The sequence below is a fragment of the Xanthobacter tagetidis genome, assembly GCF_003667445.1.
GTDB lineage: Bacteria > Pseudomonadota > Alphaproteobacteria > Rhizobiales > Xanthobacteraceae > Xanthobacter > Xanthobacter tagetidis.
In genome coordinates this window covers 289,527-307,183 of record NZ_RCTF01000001.1, presented here as the reverse complement: position 1 = coordinate 307,183, position 17,657 = coordinate 289,527, and the positions used below count along the sequence as shown (strand labels likewise).

Sequence of the window (17,657 nt, the reverse complement as noted above, 5' to 3'; positions counted from 1 at the left end):
ACCGCCGCGGCGTCTTCCGGTTCGAGAGGTCGGTTTCCGCGCCTTGCGAGGCTGCGGGGCTCCGGCCTTTAACGAGGCAACGATGTCCCGGTGGCGGGGGTCGCCGGGGCGCAAGGCATGGCGAAGCGCAGTGCTCGACATCTACACGATCATCTTTCTGGCTCTGGCCGTGTTCATCTTCGTGCGGCTGCGCAGCGTGCTCGGCCAGCGCACCGGGCGCGAACGGCCGCCCTATGATCCCTATTCGCGCGACGCCGCGCGCCCGCCGCAGCCGGCGCCGGAAAGCAACGTGGTGACGCTGCCCGAGCGCACCCCGGCGGCGCCCCCGCCCGGTGCCGAGGAGGCCGAGCCGCAGCCCGCCGGCTTCCGCTGGGAGGGCGTGACCGAGGAGGGCACCGCCATCGCCGCGGCGCTCGACGAGATCGCCCGCCAGGAGAGCGACTTCGACGCCAAGCACTTCCTGACCGGCGCCAAGGCGGCCTACGAGATGATCGTCACCGCGTTCGCGGCCGGCGATCGCAAGCTCTTGAAGGACCTTTTGGCGAAGGACGTCTATGAGGGCTTCGTCGCCGCCATCGCCGACCGCGAGAGCCGGGGCGAGACCATGGAATCGCACTTCGTCTCCATCGAGCGCGCCGAGATGCAGGACGCCACGGTGCGCGGGCGCAACGCCCAGCTCACGGTGCGCTTCGTCTCCAAGCTGATCTCGGTGACGCGGGCGCGCGACGGCTCGGTGGTGGACGGCAGTCCCGACACCGTGGCCGACGTGACCGACGTGTGGACCTTCGCCCGCGAACTCGGCGCCCGCGATCCCAACTGGAAGCTGGTGGCCACCGAAGCCGCCCAGTAAGGCGGGAAGGCGAGGCTGCGGTGCGCGGTGCGCCGATCATCCATTCTCTTCGCGGCGGTGCCGGATGGCGCCGCCGCATTGCGTTTGCGTCCGCTGGATCTCGGGCCTGCCGCGCCGGCATCGCCGCCGGCGCGGTCGCGCTGAGCTTCAGCCTGTGCCTGTCTGCGGCGCCCGCCGCGTCCTCCCCCGCGCCGGCGGTGATGCCGCCGCCCGCCCTTGCCGGGGCGCGGCTCGACCCGGTCGCCTACGGCGCGCTCAGGGGATGGGCCGAGGACGACGCGGCTGCCGCCTTCGTGACCTTCCTGAAGAGCTGCGCCGCCTTGGGCCGCGTCCTGCCGGAGGCCGGCCCCCGATCGGTGCCGACGCTGAAGGCGGGCCTGGCCCAGGCCTGCGCCGCCGCCCGCCGGCTCGGCCCGGCGACGCCGTCGCCCGCGCTGGCACGGCTGTTCTTCGAGGCCAATTTCCGGCCCTTCCGCGTGGTTCCGGACGGCGGCGCGCAGGGCTTCTACACCGGCTATTACGAGGTGGAGACCGAAGGCGCGCTCACGCCCTCGGAGGTCTTCTCCGTGCCGGTCCACGCCCGGCCGCCCGACCTCGTGATGGAGAGCCCGACCGCCAATTCCGGGCCCGTGGGCCGGCGGGTGGATGGCCGCCTCGTGCCCTATTTCGACCGCGCCGCCATCGAGGACGGGGCGCTCGCCGGCCAAAGGCTGGAGATCGTCTTCCTGAAGGACCCGGTTGACCTGTTCTTCATGCAGATCCAAGGCTCCGGCCGGGTGCGCCTGCCGGACGGCCGGGTGCTGAAGCTCAATTATGACGGCTTCAACGGCCACCGCTATCTGCCCGTCGGCCGGCTGCTGATCGAGCGCGGGATCGTGCCGCGGGACGAGATGTCCATGGACCGCATCCGCGCCTTCATGGAGGCCGACCCCGAGGCCGGGCGGGCGCTGCGTCGCGAGAACCCGTCCTACGTGTTCTTCAAGGCGCTGGACCTGCCGCCGGAGGCGGGCGCCATGGGCGCGCAGGGCGTGCCGCTGACGGCGGGGCGCTCCATCGCCGTGGACCGGCACCTGCACAGCTACGGCTCGCCCGTGTTCGTGGAGGCCGACCTGCCGCTGTCGGCCCCGGGCAGCGCCGAGCCGTTCCGCCATCTCACGATCGCCCAGGACACCGGCTCGGCGATCCGCGGGCCGGCGCGGGCGGACCTCTATCTCGGCGCGGGGCGGGAGGCGGGCTCCCGCGCCGGACGCATCCGCCATCCCGGCGGCTTCACGCTTCTGGTGCCGCGCCTCGCCCCGCCCCCCGCCGCAGGCGCCCCGAGATGAGCCGGCGCGGGCGGCGCCGGACGCTCGACGAGAAGGAGCGGGCGCTGTGGGACCAGGTGACCCGCTCGGTCACGCCGCTGCGCCCGCAGCCCGTCCCTGCCGATGCCTCGCCGCCGGAGCCGGAGCCCGCGCCGCCGCTGGCTGAACCGCCGGCGCGCGGGACGGCTCTCCGCCGGTCGTCCGTGCCTGTCCCCGCGCCCGCCGTTCCGCCGCTCGCCGCGCTGGAGCCGAAGGCGCGGCGCCGCCTCGCGCGCGGCGCCGCGGTGGATGCCCGGCTCGATCTGCACGGGCTCTCCCAGGCCGCCGCCCACCGGCGCCTGCGCCAGTTCCTCCAGGAGGCCCAAGCCGGCGGGCTCAGCGTGGTGCTCGTCATAACCGGGAAGGGCGAGCGCGGCACCGCCGTCGCCGATCTCGGGCTCCATGAGGGCGCGCGCGGGGTGCTGCGCCGCGCGGTGCCGCTCTGGCTCGCCGAGCCGGACCTGCGCGCGATCGTGGTGGGCTTCGAGGAAGCCGGGCGCCGCCATGGCGGCGAGGGCGCCCTCTATGTGCGCATCCGCCGCCGGCAGGCATGAGCGGAGCGCCGCAGCGGGGCGTCTAGGTCTGCCGATAACGCACTCGGCAAGCTGGCGAATCGCTGTTAAGAGCCGGACTTCGATCGGGCATCTGGCGGGGGAGCGCACCATGGGACGGGAGGCGATGCGAAGGCGCGATGCGCGCTGCCGGGCTCCCCTCCAAATATCCCGCCGAGCACTCCGGCAGGAACTCCCCCACCCATCGCCCGGCGCGTGCCGTCCATGACCGGCAGCGCCCCCGCTGCCGCGCCGCTCGCGCCCGTCCCCGGCGCCGGACGGGGCACCATCGCCGCGCTCGGCGTGGTGCAGATTCTCGCCTGGGGCTCGTCCTATTACCTGCTCGCCGTGCTCGCCCCCGCCATCGCCGCCGATACCGGCTGGCCGCTGCAATGGGTCATGGGGGCCATGTCGCTCGGTCTCCTGGTGGCGGCGCTGGCGGCGCCACGGGTCGGGGTGCTGATCGGGGCGCGGGGCGGGCGGCCGGCGATGACGGCGGGCTGCGGGCTGCTGGCGCTCGGCCTCGCGACCCTCGGCCTGGCGCCGAACCTTGCGGTGTTCGCCCTGGGCTGGTGCGTCATGGGCGCCGGCATGGCGGCGTGCCTCTACGACGCGGCGTTCGCCACGCTGAGCCGCATCCACGGCGCCGCCGCCCGGCGCGCCATCACCGCGCTGACCCTGTGGGGCGGCTTCGCCAGCACGGTCTGCTGGCCGATCTCAGCCTTCCTGGAGGCGCATCTCGGCTGGCGCGGCACCTGCCTCACCTATGCCGCGATCCATCTTGGCGTGTGCATGCCGCTGCTGTTCCTCGCGCTGCCCGCGCCGCTGCCGAAGCCGGCGCCGCGCGCGCGGGGGGAAGCGGGCCGTACGGTGGTGCTGGTGGGCGCCGAGCGCACCCGCTTCCTGCTGCTGGCCGGCATCATCACCGCCACCGGCACCATCACCGCCATCATCTCCATACAGCTTCTGATGCTGCTCCAGGCGCAGGGCGTCACCCTCGCCGCCGCGGTGGCAGCGGGCACGCTGATCGGCCCCGCCCAGGTCTTCGCCCGGCTGGTGGAGCAGGCGAGCGGCGGGCGGCATCACCCGCTCTGGACCATGACCGGCGCGGTGGCGTTCATGGGAACCGGCGTCGGCCTGCTCGCCGCCGGCTTCCCGGTGGTGGCGGTGGCGCTGGTGGCGTATGGGGCCGGCAACGGCATCTTCTCCATCGCCAAGGGCACGGCGCCGCTCGCCCTGCTGGGGGCGGAGCGCTACCCGGTCCTGTCCGGACGGCTGGCGCGGCCGGCGCTCCTGGCGCAGGCGCTCTCGCCGTCCGTCGCCGCCTATCTGCTGGCGGCGGGCGGGGCGGATGCGGTGTTCGCGGCGCTGGTGGGACTCGCCGTCACGGCGGCGGTCCTGCTCGCCGTGCTGTGGCGCCTGCGCTGAGGGCGCGGCTCAGAAGCAGGCGTCGGAGGTCAGCCGATAGGTGCGGCCCTCGCCCAGAAGGTGCGCGGTGAAGCCCGCGCGCCCGAACAGGCCGGCGATGGCCGGGGCGGAGACTTCGAGGCCGCCCGCATAGGCGCCGAAGGCGGGCAATACCATGCGCGCGCCGTCGGTCACGAAGCAGCGCCGCCGGAGCGCGCGCCCGCGCCGCGCCACGCGGGCGACGGGGTGGAGATGGCCGCAGATCTCGCCCGCCCCGCTCGTGAGGCCGGTGCCCGGCTCGTGGCGCAGGCGCACGCCGCCGATGTCGAGACCGGGCGCGCAGGCGCCGCCGAGCCCGTGCGGCTCCGGGTCGTGGTTGCCGGCGATCCAGAGGAAGTCACGGCCCGCCTGCAGCGCGGCGAGCGCCGCGCGCGCCTCCGCGCCGATGCGCTCGGCGCCCCAGCGGTCATGCAGGCTGTCGCCCAGCGCCACGATGAGGCGCGGCCCGAACCGGGCGACGAGAGTGGCGAGGCGCGCCAGCGTCTCGGCAGTGTCATAGGGCGGCAGCATCTGCCCGCGCCGGGCGAAGGCGGAGCCCTTCTCCAGGTGCATGTCCGCCACGACCAGCGCCCGCTCCTCCACCAGGAACAGCGCGCCGGAGGGATCGAGCAGCGCCTCGCGCCCGCAGATCGCCTCGACGGCGGCGCAGGGCGGAGCGGGAGGTGATTCGGCGCGCGCGAGCATGGGGGCGATTGTGCTGATCCGCCGGCAGGGAGCAAGCGGAGCTGTGGGAGCCGCGGAGCCGGCCTGCCGCGCGGGAGCCGGCACGCCGGCGGCCCGGCCGGCCGTGCCTTTCGGACACCCGTCCCTTGTCGTCGCCACCGGCATATTGCACCCGGGCGCAGGCCGGTCCACTGTCCCCTCGCGGGCCGGACGTCCGCGTGCCATGGACGTGCCAGGGGGGTGAGGCAGGGATGTACCGGGCGACCACGCGCCAGATCCAGGTGACAGCGACGCCGCGCTACGTGGCCGAGCGCTCGGAGCCGGACCAGGGGCGCTATTTCTGGGCCTATACCATCGAAGTCACCAACCTCGGTTCCGAGATCGTGCAGTTGAAGGCGCGCCACTGGATCATCACCGACGCCAACGGGCGCACCGAAGAGGTTCACGGCCCGGGAGTGGTGGGCGAGCAGCCGGTGCTGCCGCCGGGCGGGCGTTTCGAATATACCAGCGGGGTGCCGCTCACCACCGCCACCGGCATCATGAGCGGGCGCTACGACATGGTCACCGAAAGCGGCGAGGCCTTTTCGGTGGAGGTGCCGGCGTTCTCGCTCGACATGCCGGACATGCGTCGCGTGCTCAACTGACATCGAGGAGCGGGGCAGCATGAACACCGCCCGCCTTCCGGCCGTCGAGGCGCAGGCGCTGTCGACGCTGAACCTGCGCCCGGTCGCGGCGACGCTCGGCATCCTGCTCGCCATCCTCGGCGTCAGCATGCTGCTGCCCGCGTTCGTGGACTTCGCCGCGCGCTCGGGCGGCCACCAGTCGTTCATCGGCGCCGCGGCCGTCACCATCTTCGTCGGCGTCCTGCTGTGGATGTCGGGGCGCGAGCACAAGGTGCAGAAGCTCGACCTTCGCCAGGCCTTCCTGTTGACCTCGAGTGTCTGGATCGTCCTGGCGCTGTTCGCGGCCCTGCCGCTCATGTGGGGGTCCTCGCAGCTCTCCTTCACCAAGGCGGTGTTCGAGGCCATGAGCGGCCTCACCACCACCGGGGCCAGCACCATGAGCGGCCTCGACGCCCAGGCGCCGGGCATCCTGCTCTGGCGGGCGCTGCTGCACTGGTTCGGTGGGGTCGGCATCATCGCCATCGCCATCGCCGTGCTGCCGGTGCTCTCCATCGGCGGCATGCAGCTGTTCCGCATGGAATCCTCCGACAAGTCGGACAAGTTCCTGCCGCGGGCCGGCGCGGTCGCCAAGGGGCTGCTGACCGCCTATCTGCTGCTGACGCTCCTGTGCGCCGTCGCCTACGCCATGGCCGGGCTCGGGACGTTCGACGCGGTGACGCTCGCCATGTCGACGCTCTCCACCGGCGGCTTCGCCAATTCCGACTATTCGCTGAGCGTGTTCAAGAATCCGGCGGTGGACTATGTGGCCATCGTCTTCATGATCGTCGGTGCGCTGCCGTTTCCCCTCTATGTGCGGGCGCTCTCCGGCGACACGCGGCGCTTCATCACCCATTCCGAGGTGCGGGTGTTCCTCGGCCTGATTCTGTTCTTCACCGCGCTGTCGTTCGTTCAGCAGGTGTTCCAGGGCATCGCCTCCGGCGAGACCGCGCTGCGTGGGGCGCTGTTCACGGTGGTCTCGCTCATGACCACCACCGGCCTGATGGCCGTCGACTACACCAATTGGGGCCCGCTGTCGGACGCCATCTTCTTCGTCGTGATGTTCCTCGGCGGCTGCACCGGGTCGACCTCCGGAGGGCTCAAGGCGATGCGCATCGCCATTACCGGCAAGGCGATCCGGCAGCACCTGAAGCGGGTCTCGTTCCGCAGCGGCGTCTTCCCTGTGCGCTACGGCGGCGCGCCGGTGGCGGACGACGTGGTGGCCTCGGTGCTGGGCTTCGTGTTCCTCTTCATCTTCACGTTCCTGGTGGCCGCCATCGGGCTCAATCTGATGGGGCTCGATATCGTCACCGCCTTCTCGGCGGCCATCGCCTGCCTTGCGAATGTGGGGCCGGGGCTCGGCCCGGTGGTGGGGCCGGCCTCCAATTTCGGCAGCCTGCCGGACGCGGCCATCTGGCTGCTCACCCTCACCATGATGCTGGGGCGGCTCGAAATCCTCACCGTCCTGGTGCTGGTGCTGCCGCGCTTCTGGAACCGCTGACGCGCCGCCTCAGAAGTGCGCGAGATAGCCGCCGTCCACCGCCAGCACATGGCCGGTGACGTAGGAGGCGGCCGGCGAGGCGAGGAACACGGCCGCCCCGGCAATCTCGCCCGGCTGGCCCCAGCGCCCGAGCGAGGTGCGCCGGGAGAGCCATTCGCCCACCGCCTGGTCGCGCGCGAGTTCCGCATTGGGTTCGGTGAGGAAGTAGCCGGGCGCGATGGCGTTCACAGTGATGGCGTGCGGCCCGAGGTCCGCCGCGAGCGCCCGAGTCAGCGCCTCCAATCCACCTTTCGCCGTGGTGTAGGCCGCATCGCCGGCGCGGGAGAGCGGGCCGGCAATGGAGGTGATGTTGATGATCCGCCCGCCCTCGCCGCGCTTCGCCATGGCTCGCGCCACCGCGCGGGTGAGGTGCGCCGGCGCGATGAGGTCGAGCTCGATCAGGGCGCGGAAATCCGCGGTTTCCATGTCGAGAAAGCCGCGCCGGTCGCGCGCGCCGGCATTGTTGACGAGGATGTGGATCGGCGGCGCCGAGGCCATGCGCGCCGTCACCGCCTCGGCGTCGAACACGTCGAGCAGGAACGGCTCGGCATGGCCGCCTTTGCGGATGATGGCCGTGGCGGCGGCGGCGAGGCGGCCTTGGTCGCGCCCGTTCACCAGCACGTGCGCGCCCGCCTGCGCCAGCGCGGCGGCGATCTCGAAGCCGAGCCCGGCCGCCGAGCCGGTGACGAGGGCGGTCTGCCCGGACAGGGAGAAGGGATGGGACATGACGCGCCTCGCTCGGCGGGCGGCGAAGCGCCCTTCGGATCAGGGCCAGCTTATAGCCGCGCACGCGCGGCGCCGGAACCCGCGCTCCGACATCAGGCCATGAGGCCGCCGGCGATCGCGCCGAGGATGGCGGCGAGGAACAGGCCGCCGTCATGCAGCGCCAGCGCGAGGCGCCCCGGCGGGCCGGCGCGGTAGATGGCGGAGGTCGCGCCCACGGTCGCCACCGACCAGCCGGCGCCGACCATCACCAGCGCAGCGGTGATCGCCTCCGGTGTGCGCATCAGGTCGAGTGGCACCGCGAGCGCCACCAGCGCCACGCCGAGCACGGCGAGTGCATAGGGCGGCACCCGGTCGCCCAGGAGCGCCAGCGGCACGGCGGGGGCATACATGGCGGCCACGTGCAGGGCGACGAAGCCGAACACAGCGGCTTCGCCGATGCCGCAGCCCACCAGCCCGAGCGGTGCGCCGGACATCACCGCGTTCATGCCGAACCAGGCGAGCGCGCCGAGCGCCGTCGGCACGGCGATGGCCGAGAGCGGTGCGCACTCCTTGGCGCGGAACACCGGCAGCGGATCGGGCGCGAGGCGCACCGCGACGCCGAGCGAGGCGGTGTGCGCGAGCGCCGCGAGCCCGGCCGCGCCCACCAGGAAATAGGGGGCGACGAGGTCCTCCGCGAACGCGGCCAGCGTCGGCCCGGCGAGCGCGGCCAGAAGGCCGCCCGCGAGAACGCCGGCTGTGGCGGCGGCCGGGCGGCCCGACGCGGCCGCGGCCTCGTGCCGGTAGAAGAAGGAGAAGCCCTGCGCCATGCCGAGCCACAGGGCGCCGAGGCAGGCCCAGGCGAACTGGCGCTGCACCAGCGCCGCCGCGAGCAGCACGCCGCCGGCGATGCCGAGCGAGGCGCCGAGCGCGAAGCCGGTGCGCCGGCCGAACGCATCGCGCAGGAACGAGGCGGGGAAGGAGGCGAGCGCGGCACCGAGCAGCATCGCCGCGAATGGCAGGGTCGCCAGCCCTTCCCGCGGGGCGAGCTGGGCGCCCGCGAGCGGCAGCGCGGCGGAAGCCACCGTCTGCGCCAGCACCGCGAAGGCGAAGCCGAGCGCCAGCGGCACGATGCCGGCGGGGCCGCGGGCATTGTCGTTGGCGGGCACGTCCAGCTGCGGGTCGCACACGCATACCAGCATGCCCGCGCGCGGCGCGGCGACGCCCACCGCCGGTCTCATTTGGCGAGGTCGTCGTCGGACAGGACGCGCACCGCGGCCCCGTCGAGGTCTTCATACTGGCCGCTCTTCAGGCTCCACAGGAAGGCGAAGAGACCGCCCAGCCCGAGCAGCAGCGCGAGCGGCACCAGATAGACGAGCACGTTCATGCGGTCGCCTCCTTGAGGGCGATGGCTTCGGCGGCCTCATCCTTGCGGCCAGGCCGCGCCGCGCGCAAGGCATTCAGCGTGACGAGGATCGACGAGCCGGACATGGCGAGCGCCGCCACCAGAGGCGTGACAAGCCCCGCAATGGCAAGCGGCACCGCGATGAAATTGTAGAGGATGGCGAGCCCGAGGTTCTGGCGCATCAGCCGTGCCGCCACCCGCGCGCCGTCCACCGCCGTCAGCACCGGCAGCAGGCGGCGGCCCAGGAACACGGCGTCCGCATGGGCCTGCGTCACCGCGGCCCCGGTGGCGGGGGAGAGCGAGACCGCGGCGGCGGCGAGCGCCGGTGCGTCGTTGAGCCCGTCGCCCACCATCAGCACGCTGCGGCCCTCGGCCTTGAGCCGGTCGAGCGCGGCAATCTTGTCGGCGGGCTTCATGCCGGCCTCGAACCGCGCGATGCCGAGCGCGCAGGCCACCGGCGCCACCGCCGCCGGGCGGTCGCCGGAGAAGATCAGGACATCGAGCCCGCGCGCCTTGAGGGCGTCGACCACGGCTATGGCGTCGGGCCGAAGCTCCTGGTCGACGCCCATGACGAGCGTGCGCGCGCCGTGCCGCACGGCCATGAGCGAGGAGCTGGGAGGCAGATCGGCGGGCGCCTGTGCGCCGCAGAAGGCGAGGCTGCCGAGGCGGGCCTCGACGCCGTCCACCAGGGCGCGCACGCCCTGGCCGCTGTCCTCCTGCACCTCGGCGAGGGGCGGGCCGTCCGCATGGGCCGCGACCACGCGGGCGAGCGGATGGCGGCTCGCGGCCGCGAGCCGGCCGGCGAGCGCGAGAAGCGCGGGGTCGGCCCCCGCAGGCAGGCGCAAGGCGGGATCGGGGAGGGTCAGCGTGCCGGTCTTGTCGAACACCACGGTGTCGACGCCGGCGAGCCGCTCCAGCATGTCGCCGGCATTCACCAGGAGCCCGGCGCGGAACAGGCGGCCGGTGGCCGTCACCTGGACCGCCGGAACCGCGAGCGCGAGGGCGCAGGGGCAGGTGATGATGAGCACCGCCACCGCGATCATCACCGCCTGGTGCAGCCCGGCGCCGTAGGCGAGCCAGCCGATGGCGGACAGGAGCGCAGTGAGGTGGACCACGGGGGCGTAGAGGCGCGATACCCGGTCTGCGAGGCGCACATAGCGGTTCTTGGCGGCGAGCGCGCCGTCGAGCAGGCGCTGCACGTCGTCCACCAGCGTATTCTCGCCGCCAGCGGTGACGCGCACCGTGATGGCCCCGGCGCCATTGAGGCTGCCTGCATAGACATGATCGCCGGCCGCCAGCACCCGCGGCAGGGTCTCGCCCGTCACCAGCGCCTCGTCGACGGCGGAGGCGCCGGCGACCACCTCGCCGTCCGCGCCCACCCGCTCGCCGGCCGCGACCAGGATCAGGTCGCCGGGCTTGAGCGCCTGCACCGGCACCAGCACCTGCGCGCCGTCCGCCTCCAGCCGGTGCGCCATGTCGCCCCGCAGCGCCGCGACGTTCCCGGCCACCGCGCGGGTGCGCCGGCGCGCCTCATGGTCGAGGTAGCGGCCCGCCAAAAGGAAGAACAGCAGCATGATGGCGCTGTCGAAATAAGCGTGCTCCTGGCTCAGCGCGGTCTCCACCACGCTCATGCCGAGCGCGAGCAGGACGCCGAGGGTGATCGGCACGTCCATGTTGAGCGTGCGGGTGCGCAGCGCCCGCATGGCGCTCTGGAAGAAGGGCTGGCCCGCATAGGCCGCCGCCGGAAGCGCGATGAGCGCGGAAATCCAGTGGAAGAAGTCGCGCGTCTCGGGGGTGATGTCGGTGACGTTGCCGGACCACACCGAGACCGACAGCAGCATGATGTTCATGCCCGCGAAGCCCGCCACGCCGAGGCAGCGCAGCAGCCATTGCGCGTGGCGCGCCTCGCTCTCCTCGGCGCGGCCGGCGAACGGATGGGCGCGATAGCCGAGCGCCTCCAGCCGCCCCACCACCGCAGCAGGCGCCGTGTCCTCCTCAAAGGCGACGGTCAAGCGGTGGGTGGAGTAGTTGAGGCGGGCGCGCACCACGCCGGGCAGCGCCGCGACCCCCTTCTCGATGTCGCCGATGCAGGCGGCGCAGTCGATGCCGTCGACGGCGAGGCTCATCTGGGGAAGGCCGTCCTCCCCCTTGGCGACGAACATCGAGTAGTCGACTGCCTGGGCCATACCCACTCCGGGCATCCTTCCCGCGTGCACCGCGGCCAGCCCTGTCCGCGCCGGCCGCCTGAAATTAGAGAAGGAGTACGATAGCGCGCCGGCGCGACGAACCGGCCGTCCTATCGTACTCCAAGGCCCGGACAGCCGGTGACTGGACGTGCTGTCCGACAGTCTCGACGCTCCCTCGGGATCCCGGCTCGCGGCCGGCTTGCCCTCGGAGGCTTACGGAAGCTGCACCCGATTCTTGGACCGGAACACGCGTTCGCCGCCTTGCGAGAAATCAATCACCAGATCCCACTGGCCCGGCCCCGCCGCGGCCTTGGCGCGGTAGCGACCCTGGCCCAAAGGCTCGATATCGAGGTCGACGTCCCGGCGTCCGTCGGTCGGATGGGCCAGCCGCCCGTCGGCCACGAGCCCGACCAGCGGCTGCCCGGCGGCGTCCGTGGCGCGCACCAGGACGGTGCGGTCCTGGCCGGCGGACTCAAGGCTGACGTCCACCGCCCAGTGGCGCGCCTCCTGCCGCTCGGCGGCGGCGAGCTCGCCCTTGAAGGCGAGGCCGGCCTTGTAGGAGCTCTCGGTCTCCACCCCGGCGAAGGTGGTGACGGCGAACCGCGCCATGACCACGTTCACGCCCACCACCACGCCGAAGAAGGCGAGGAGGGCGAACAGCACCGTCCGACCGGTGATCTCGCGGGGACGTCCGCCGCCGCCTCGGTCTGCCGTCATGGCATGCTCCGTCATGATCGCCCCCTCAAGGCCCGATGAAGTGGTCCGCGACCCTGGCGCTCAGGTCCGCATCCTTATCGCGCAGCACGAACGTGACCGGCAGCGAGGCGCCGGGCTCCAGCTTGTCGCGGGTGGTCACCAGCACCCGCAGCTCGCGCGTCTGGTCGGGTCCCACCACCAGCCGGTCCGCCTCGTCGCCGATCACCTCCAGCTGCGCGCCCGGCACGCCGTCCACCGAGAGCGCGAAGGTGCGCTCGGCGAGCTGCTTGTTGGTGAGCCGAACAGTGTAGGCGTTGCGGATCGCGCCGTCGGACAGGCGCACGAACACCGGATTGCGGTCGTGGATCGCGGCGATGCCCTCGGTGGAACGGCCGATCAGCGCCGTCAGCATCAGCCCGCAGGCCAGCACGATCAGCGCCACATAGAGCACCGTGCGCGGCCGGATGATGCGCTGCACGAACGGCTTGCCGGCGATGCGCGCCTCAAGGTTCGCCTCGCTCTCATAGGTGATGAGGTTGCCCGGGCGGCCCACCTTGGTCATCACGGTGTTGCACGCATCGATGCACAGGCCGCACTGGATGCAGGCGAGTTGCATGCCATTGCGGATGTCGACGCCGGTGGGGCATACGGCGACGCACTGGTCGCAGTCGATGCAGTCGCCGGCCTTCTCGCCGTGGGCGCGCGCCGCAGCCGCCTTCTTCACGGAGGCGCGGGGCTCGCCGCGGTCGTAGAGATAGGTGACGTTGAGCGCATACTCGTCCGTCAGCGCCGCCTGGATGCGCGGCCACGGGCACATATAGGTGCACACCTGCTCGCGCATGTGCCCGGCGAGGGCATAGGTGGTGAAGGTGAGCACGCCGATGGACATGTAGGCGATCGCCGGCGCCTGGAAGGTGGCGAGTTCCACCACCAAAGTCGGCGCGTCGGCGAAATAGAGCACCCAGGCGCCGCCGGTCCACCAGGCGATCAAGAGCCAGACCGAGTGCTTGAGTGTCTTGTGGGCGAACTTGTCGAGCGTCCAGGGCGCCGCGTCCGAGCGCATGCGCTCGCGCCGGTCGCCCTCGATCAGGCGCTCCACCGCCATGAACAGGTCGGTCCACACGGTTTGCGGGCACATGTAGCCGCACCACACACGCCCCGCGACCGCATTCATCAGGAATAGGATCAGGGCGGCGAGGATCAGCAGGCCGGCGACGTAGTAGAATTCCTGCGGCCAGATCTCCAGGAAGAAGAAGTAGAAGCGCCGGTTGGGGAAGTCGATCAGCACCGCCTGGCTCGGCGCGTCCGGGCCCCGGTCCCAGCGCACGAAGGGCAGGAAGTAATAGATGCCGAGCGTGATCGCGAGCACGATCCACTTGATGGTGCGGAAGCGGCCGTGGACGCTCTGCGGATAGATCTGCTTGCGCGCCTCGTAGAGCGGAATGTCGTCCACGTCCGCGGCATGCGCCAGCACCGCGGCGTCCGCCGCGCTCGTCTGCTTGGGCTTCGTTGACAGGGCAGTCATCGTATCGATCGCCGAGTTTGGCCCCGCCTCGCTTCGGCGGGAGCAGATGCCACGGTCCTTCCTGGACCTTCCTTGCCCGATCCTGGCCGTCGTACCGTGCGGCCCGGGCGCCCTCCGTGCCCCCTCGGAGGATTGGTCCCAGGATGCGCCCGGCGCCGAAGGGCGACGGACATCCTGAGTCAGGCCGGCCCGGGAGAGACCTTGGAGGTCTTGCAACATTCGTAATCTAGAATGTTGCACCGGTCAGGCCGCCATCTCGTCGCGCCGCGATTGGCCGCGCGACGTTTTGACATCGCGGAATACGGGCGCTGCGCGAGCCGGTCCGGCTTCGCGCAGCGCCCTTGCTTCTCACCGGGGACCCCTGCGGTCCCCACGGTGCGGGCGATCAGCGGCCGCCGCCCAGCGAGTGGACGTAGACCGTCAGCGCCTTGATGGTGGTGGCATCGAGACGCGCGTGCCATGCGGGCATCACGTTGCCGCGGCCGTTGATGATGCCCTGCTCGATGGTGGCCTTGTCGGAGCCGTAGAGCCAGATGCCGTCAGTCAGGTTCGGGGCGCCGAGCTCCTGGTTGCCCTTGCCGTCGTCGCCGTGGCAGGCGGCGCAGTTGGCGGCATAGACCTCCTGGCCCTTGGCCTGGTCGGCGCCCGGCTTCTGCAGCCCGGCGAGCACCCGCACATAGTCCGCCACGGCCGAGATTTCCGGCTTCTGGAGAATGCCGTCCTTGCCGAAGGCGGGCATGTTGCCCTGGTGCGCGTCCGGATCACCGGACCGGATGCCGTACTGGATGGTCTGCTGAATCTGCGGCAGCGAGCCGCCCCAGAGCCAGTCGTCGTCGTTGAGGTTGGGATAGCCGGTGGCACCGCCGCCGCCCGCGCCGTGGCAGGGCGCGCAATTGTCGGCAAAGGCGACACGGCCCTGCGCCCGGGCGAGGTTCAGGAGCGCCGGTGTCTGCTCGATCTGTTCGAGCGAGGCGCTGGCGAGCTTGGCCGCGCTCTCGGCGCGCAGCGCGTTGAGGTCGGCGATCTGGATCTGCACCGCCGCGCGCGAGTTCCAGCCGAGCAGGCCGGGCGTGGCGCCGGAGATCAGCGGCCAGGCCGGGTACAGCAGCCAATAGCCCACCGCCCAGACGATGGTGGCGTACCACACCCAGAGCCACCAGCGCGGCAGCGGGTTGTTCAGCTCGGAAATGCCGTCCCACTCGTGGCCGGTGGTGGAGACGCCCGTTGCCGGGTCCACGGGACCGTGGTGATCGTGTGTCGTGCTCACCGGATCAATCCTCCTTGAGAGGAATTTGGGCGGCGTCGTCGAAGTCCTTCTTGCGCTTCTTCGACGGCCAGAAAACGTAGGCCACCACCGCCGCGAAAGCGGCGACGAACAGGATGAGACCGAAGGTCTGGGCGAACCCGGCGAGGGCGTTATAGGTATCGCTCATGGCTCACCTCACGTTCGCCTTGTTGTCGTAGAGCTTGAAGTCCACGAGCGTGCCGAGCATCTGGAGGTAGGCGATCAGCGCGTCCGCCTCGGTGATGGTGCCCGGATTGGCGTCGAAGTCGCGCACCTGGGCCTTCGGGTAGCGCTTCTGCAGGCCGTCCGCGTCGTCGGCGTCGCTGGTGGCCTGAGTCTTCAGGTCCTGCTGCGCCTTCTCGATCATCTCGTCCGTGTAGGGCACGCCGAGAATCTGCTGCACGCGCAAGTCTTCCGCGATGTGCTTGGCGTTCAGGCGGGTCTGCGCCAGCCACGGATAGGACGGCATGATGGACGCCGGCACCACCGCACGCGGATTGTTGAGGTGCTCCAGGTGCCAGAGGTCCGAATACTTGCCGCCGACGCGGGCAAGGTCCGGGCCCGTGCGCTTGGAGCCCCACTGGAACGGGCGGTCGTACATGCTTTCGGCCGCCAGCGAGTAGTGGCCGTAGCGCTCCACCTCGTCGCGCAGCGGGCGGATCATCTGCGAGTGGCAGTTGTAGCAGCCCTCCCGCACATAGATGTTGCGCCCGGCGAGTTCCAGCGGCGTGTAGGGCCGCATGCCCTCCACCTTCTCGATGGTGCTCTTCAGGTAGAAGAGCGGTGCGATCTCCACCAGGCCGCCGATGGAGATCATCACGAGGATGCCCAGCATCAGCCAGTAGGAGTGCTTCTCGAAAATCTGGTGCTTGGACCAGATCGACGTGCTGGTGGACGTTCCTTGGGACGCCATGTCTGCCTCCGTCATTCCGCCGGCGCCAGCGCGAGCTTGGGCTCGGCGGCGGCTTCGGGCATGGTGATGGTCTTCCAGACGTTCCAGGCCATGATGAGGGCGCCCGCGAGGAACAGGATGCCGCCGGCCGCCCGGATCACGTAGAGCGGGTGCATGGCTTCCACCGTCTCGATGAACGAGTATTCCAGGAAGCCGAGCTTGGTATAAGCGCGCCACATCAGGCCCTGGAGGATGCCCGCCACCCACATGGAGGAGATGTAGAGCACGATGCCGAGGGTCGAGACCCAGAAGTGCCAGGACACGGCCTTCATCGAATACATTTCTCTCTTATGCCAGAGCCAGGGCACCAGGCAGTAGATGGCGCCGAACGAGATGTAGGCGACCCAGCCCAGCGCGCCGGAATGCACGTGGCCGATGGTCCATTCGGTGTAGTGGCTGAGCGAGTTCACCGCCTTCACCGACATCATCGGACCCTCGAAGGTCGACATGCCGTAGAATGCGACCGCCACCACCATCATGCGGATGACCGGGTCGGTGCGCAGCTTGTCCCAGGCGCCCGAGAGCGTCATGAGGCCGTTGATCATGCCGCCCCAGGAGGGCATCCACAGGATCACCGAGAAGGTCATGCCCAGCGTCTGCGCCCAGTCCGGCAGCGCCGTGTAGTGCAAATGATGCGGGCCGGCCCAGATGTAGATGAAGATCAGCGCCCAGAAGTGGACGATGGACAGCCGGTAGGAATAGACCGGCCGGTCCGCCCGCTTCGGGATGAAGTAGTACATCAAGGCGAGGAAGCCGGCGGTGAGGAAGAAGCCCACCGCGTTGTGTCCGTACCACCATTGGAACATGGCGTCCTGCACGCCGGACCAGACGATGTAGGACTTGGGCGAGAACAGTGAGATCGGGATCGTCGCATTGTTGCCCAGGTGCAGGACCGCGATGGTGATGATAAAGGCGAAGTAGAACCAGTTGGCCACATAGATATGCGGCTCGGTCCGCTTCAGAACCGTCACCAGGAAGACCAGGAAATATGTGACCCAGACCACCGTCAGGAACAGGTCGGAATACCATTCCGGCTCGGCGTATTCCTTCGACTGCGTGATGCCCAGGAGATAGCCGGTGCCCGCGATCACGATGAAGAAGTTGTAGCCCAGGATGACGAACCACGGCGCGATATCGCCCGCGAGGCGCGCGCGCGAGGTGCGCTGCACCACGTAGAAGGAGGTGGCGATCAGCACGTTGCCGCCGAACGCGAAGATCACCGCCGAGGTGTGCAGCGGCCGCAGCCGGCCGAAGGAAATCCAGGGCAGGTCGAAGTTGAACATGGGGAAGGCGAGCTGGAGCGCGGCGATCACGCCCACCAGGAAGCCGGCGATGCCCCACACCACCGCGAAGATGGTGCCCACCTTCACCACGTCGAAATTGTAGTTCGGCTTGCCGTCGATGAACTGCGGCACCGCACCCGCCGGGCGGTTCATGTAGCGGTTGCCGATCGCGAACACGCTGGCGATGCTCGCCGCGGCGAACAGATAGGCGTGGAACGCGTATTCCGGTGTGTACGCCTTGGCCGCAATGATGATGGAGAGAAAGGCGAAGGCGGAGAAGCCCACCAGCGCCGCCATCTCGCCGAATCTCATCGACTTGGCCGGGGCCTGGATTGGATCTTGTATGGTTGACATATGCAGAACCCCTCGCTCCGCAGCAATGGAATCTCGGCCGCTGGACCCAGGCCGCACCATGCGCGGCGGTCCCAATTTCACCTTGATACAGGTCAAAGGTGCGTGAGGCCGCGTGGCGCATGCGCGCTGCGGCGGCGGGTCGCGGTTTATCAGCGACTTCCGGCGGATTGATCTTCCACCATACTATTGCCCGACC

At 70.8% G+C, this 17,657-nt stretch carries 17 protein-coding genes; 6 read left to right on the top strand and 11 right to left on the bottom strand.

The features are described from left to right. Positions 1-130: 130 nt before the first annotated feature. From D9R14_RS01385 to D9R14_RS01370, 4 genes are all read left to right on the top strand, one after another. Positions 131-850 (top strand): Tim44/TimA family putative adaptor protein, encoded by a 720-nt coding sequence (locus D9R14_RS01385; RefSeq protein WP_121621494.1) that lies wholly within the window; start codon positions 131-133, stop codon positions 848-850. A gap of 200 nt (positions 851-1,050) precedes the next feature. Continuing rightward, positions 1,051-2,175, top strand: coding sequence for a murein transglycosylase A (gene mltA / locus D9R14_RS01380; RefSeq protein ID WP_121621784.1), 1,125 nt, complete (start codon positions 1,051-1,053; stop codon positions 2,173-2,175). Next, entirely contained in the window at positions 2,172-2,747 is a 576-nt protein-coding gene (locus D9R14_RS01375; protein ID WP_121621493.1) for a Smr/MutS family protein, read from the top strand. The genes mltA and D9R14_RS01375 overlap by 4 nt, the downstream gene beginning before the upstream one ends. 222 nt (positions 2,748-2,969) lie before the next feature. Next, positions 2,970-4,172 carry an MFS transporter gene (locus tag D9R14_RS01370; protein WP_121621492.1) on the top strand — a complete coding sequence of 401 codons (1,203 nt, stop codon included), beginning with the start codon at positions 2,970-2,972 and terminating at the stop codon, positions 4,170-4,172. A gap of 9 nt (positions 4,173-4,181) precedes the next feature. On the opposite strand, the gene pdeM is transcribed toward D9R14_RS01370, so the two are convergent. Then, positions 4,182-4,895 carry a ligase-associated DNA damage response endonuclease PdeM gene (pdeM, locus tag D9R14_RS01365; protein ID WP_121621491.1) on the bottom strand — a complete coding sequence of 238 codons (714 nt, stop codon included), beginning with the start codon at positions 4,893-4,895 and terminating at the stop codon, positions 4,182-4,184. Positions 4,896-5,125: 230 nt separating this feature from the next. Here pdeM and apaG point away from each other — a divergent pair, with 230 nt between their 5' ends. Both apaG and D9R14_RS01355 read left to right on the top strand, forming a co-directional pair. Next, on the top strand, positions 5,126-5,518 hold the full coding sequence (gene apaG, locus D9R14_RS01360; RefSeq protein WP_121621490.1) for a Co2+/Mg2+ efflux facilitator ApaG/CorD: 393 nt from the start codon (positions 5,126-5,128) through the stop codon (positions 5,516-5,518). A gap of 19 nt (positions 5,519-5,537) precedes the next feature. Further along, complete coding sequence (locus tag D9R14_RS01355) at positions 5,538-7,034, top strand: TrkH family potassium uptake protein (protein WP_121621489.1); 1,497 nt, start codon at positions 5,538-5,540, stop codon at positions 7,032-7,034. Between the two features lie 9 nt (positions 7,035-7,043). Here the strand turns inward: D9R14_RS01355 and D9R14_RS01350 are convergent, their stop codons facing one another. The 10 genes from D9R14_RS01350 to ccoN form a co-directional block, all read right to left on the bottom strand. After that, positions 7,044-7,799, bottom strand: coding sequence for an SDR family oxidoreductase (locus tag D9R14_RS01350; protein WP_121621488.1), 756 nt, complete (start codon positions 7,797-7,799; stop codon positions 7,044-7,046). 92 nt (positions 7,800-7,891) lie between these two features. Further along, positions 7,892-9,016 (bottom strand): hypothetical protein, encoded by a 1,125-nt coding sequence (locus D9R14_RS01345; protein WP_121621487.1) that lies wholly within the window; start codon positions 9,014-9,016, stop codon positions 7,892-7,894. Beyond that, positions 9,013-9,162 carry a cbb3-type cytochrome oxidase assembly protein CcoS gene (gene ccoS / locus D9R14_RS01340; RefSeq protein ID WP_121621486.1) on the bottom strand — a complete coding sequence of 50 codons (150 nt, stop codon included), beginning with the start codon at positions 9,160-9,162 and terminating at the stop codon, positions 9,013-9,015. The genes D9R14_RS01345 and ccoS overlap by 4 nt, the downstream gene beginning before the upstream one ends. Then, positions 9,159-11,366, bottom strand: coding sequence for a heavy metal translocating P-type ATPase (locus D9R14_RS01335; protein WP_121621485.1), 2,208 nt, complete (start codon positions 11,364-11,366; stop codon positions 9,159-9,161). The genes ccoS and D9R14_RS01335 overlap by 4 nt, the downstream gene beginning before the upstream one ends. Positions 11,367-11,579: 213 nt before the next feature. Then, positions 11,580-12,083 carry a FixH family protein gene (locus D9R14_RS01330; protein ID WP_121621783.1) on the bottom strand — a complete coding sequence of 168 codons (504 nt, stop codon included), beginning with the start codon at positions 12,081-12,083 and terminating at the stop codon, positions 11,580-11,582. Between the two features lie 25 nt (positions 12,084-12,108). Beyond that, positions 12,109-13,587, bottom strand: coding sequence for a cytochrome c oxidase accessory protein CcoG (ccoG, locus tag D9R14_RS01325; RefSeq protein ID WP_121621484.1), 1,479 nt, complete (start codon positions 13,585-13,587; stop codon positions 12,109-12,111). Positions 13,588-13,972: 385 nt separating this feature from the next. Beyond that, positions 13,973-14,854: a cytochrome-c oxidase, cbb3-type subunit III gene (ccoP, locus tag D9R14_RS01320; RefSeq protein WP_121621483.1), complete on the bottom strand. Its 882-nt coding sequence runs from the start codon at positions 14,852-14,854 to the stop codon at positions 13,973-13,975. Between the two features lie 4 nt (positions 14,855-14,858). Next, on the bottom strand, positions 14,859-15,020 hold the full coding sequence (locus D9R14_RS01315) for a cbb3-type cytochrome c oxidase subunit 3 (RefSeq protein ID WP_121621482.1): 162 nt from the start codon (positions 15,018-15,020) through the stop codon (positions 14,859-14,861). A gap of 3 nt (positions 15,021-15,023) precedes the next feature. After that, entirely contained in the window at positions 15,024-15,785 is a 762-nt protein-coding gene (gene ccoO, locus D9R14_RS01310) for a cytochrome-c oxidase, cbb3-type subunit II (protein ID WP_121621481.1), read from the bottom strand. 11 nt (positions 15,786-15,796) lie between these two features. Beyond that, positions 15,797-17,461 (bottom strand): cytochrome-c oxidase, cbb3-type subunit I, encoded by a 1,665-nt coding sequence (gene ccoN / locus D9R14_RS01305; protein ID WP_121621480.1) that lies wholly within the window; start codon positions 17,459-17,461, stop codon positions 15,797-15,799. Positions 17,462-17,657: the final 196 nt, after the last annotated feature.

Excerpts from the sequence above, each read along its gene's own strand:
- mltA (WP_121621784.1), top strand. The coding sequence starts at position 1,051 with ATGCCGCCGCCCGCCCTTGCCGGGGCGCGGCTCGACCCGGTCGCCTAC.
- D9R14_RS01375 (WP_121621493.1), top strand. The coding sequence starts at position 2,172 with ATGAGCCGGCGCGGGCGGCGCCGGACGCTCGACGAGAAGGAGCGGGCG.
- D9R14_RS01370 (WP_121621492.1), top strand. The coding sequence starts at position 2,970 with ATGACCGGCAGCGCCCCCGCTGCCGCGCCGCTCGCGCCCGTCCCCGGC.
- pdeM (WP_121621491.1), bottom strand. The coding sequence starts at position 4,895 with ATGCTCGCGCGCGCCGAATCACCTCCCGCTCCGCCCTGCGCCGCCGTC.
- apaG (WP_121621490.1), top strand. The coding sequence starts at position 5,126 with ATGTACCGGGCGACCACGCGCCAGATCCAGGTGACAGCGACGCCGCGC.
- D9R14_RS01355 (WP_121621489.1), top strand. The coding sequence starts at position 5,538 with ATGAACACCGCCCGCCTTCCGGCCGTCGAGGCGCAGGCGCTGTCGACG.
- D9R14_RS01350 (WP_121621488.1), bottom strand. The coding sequence starts at position 7,799 with ATGTCCCATCCCTTCTCCCTGTCCGGGCAGACCGCCCTCGTCACCGGC.
- D9R14_RS01345 (WP_121621487.1), bottom strand. The coding sequence starts at position 9,016 with ATGAGACCGGCGGTGGGCGTCGCCGCGCCGCGCGCGGGCATGCTGGTA.
- ccoS (WP_121621486.1), bottom strand. The coding sequence starts at position 9,162 with ATGAACGTGCTCGTCTATCTGGTGCCGCTCGCGCTGCTGCTCGGGCTG.
- D9R14_RS01335 (WP_121621485.1), bottom strand. The coding sequence starts at position 11,366 with ATGGCCCAGGCAGTCGACTACTCGATGTTCGTCGCCAAGGGGGAGGAC.
- D9R14_RS01330 (WP_121621783.1), bottom strand. The coding sequence starts at position 12,083 with ATGACGGCAGACCGAGGCGGCGGCGGACGTCCCCGCGAGATCACCGGT.
- ccoG (WP_121621484.1), bottom strand. The coding sequence starts at position 13,587 with ATGACTGCCCTGTCAACGAAGCCCAAGCAGACGAGCGCGGCGGACGCC.
- D9R14_RS01315 (WP_121621482.1), bottom strand. The coding sequence starts at position 15,020 with ATGAGCGATACCTATAACGCCCTCGCCGGGTTCGCCCAGACCTTCGGT.
- ccoO (WP_121621481.1), bottom strand. The coding sequence starts at position 15,785 with ATGGCGTCCCAAGGAACGTCCACCAGCACGTCGATCTGGTCCAAGCAC.
- ccoN (WP_121621480.1), bottom strand. The coding sequence starts at position 17,461 with ATGTCAACCATACAAGATCCAATCCAGGCCCCGGCCAAGTCGATGAGA.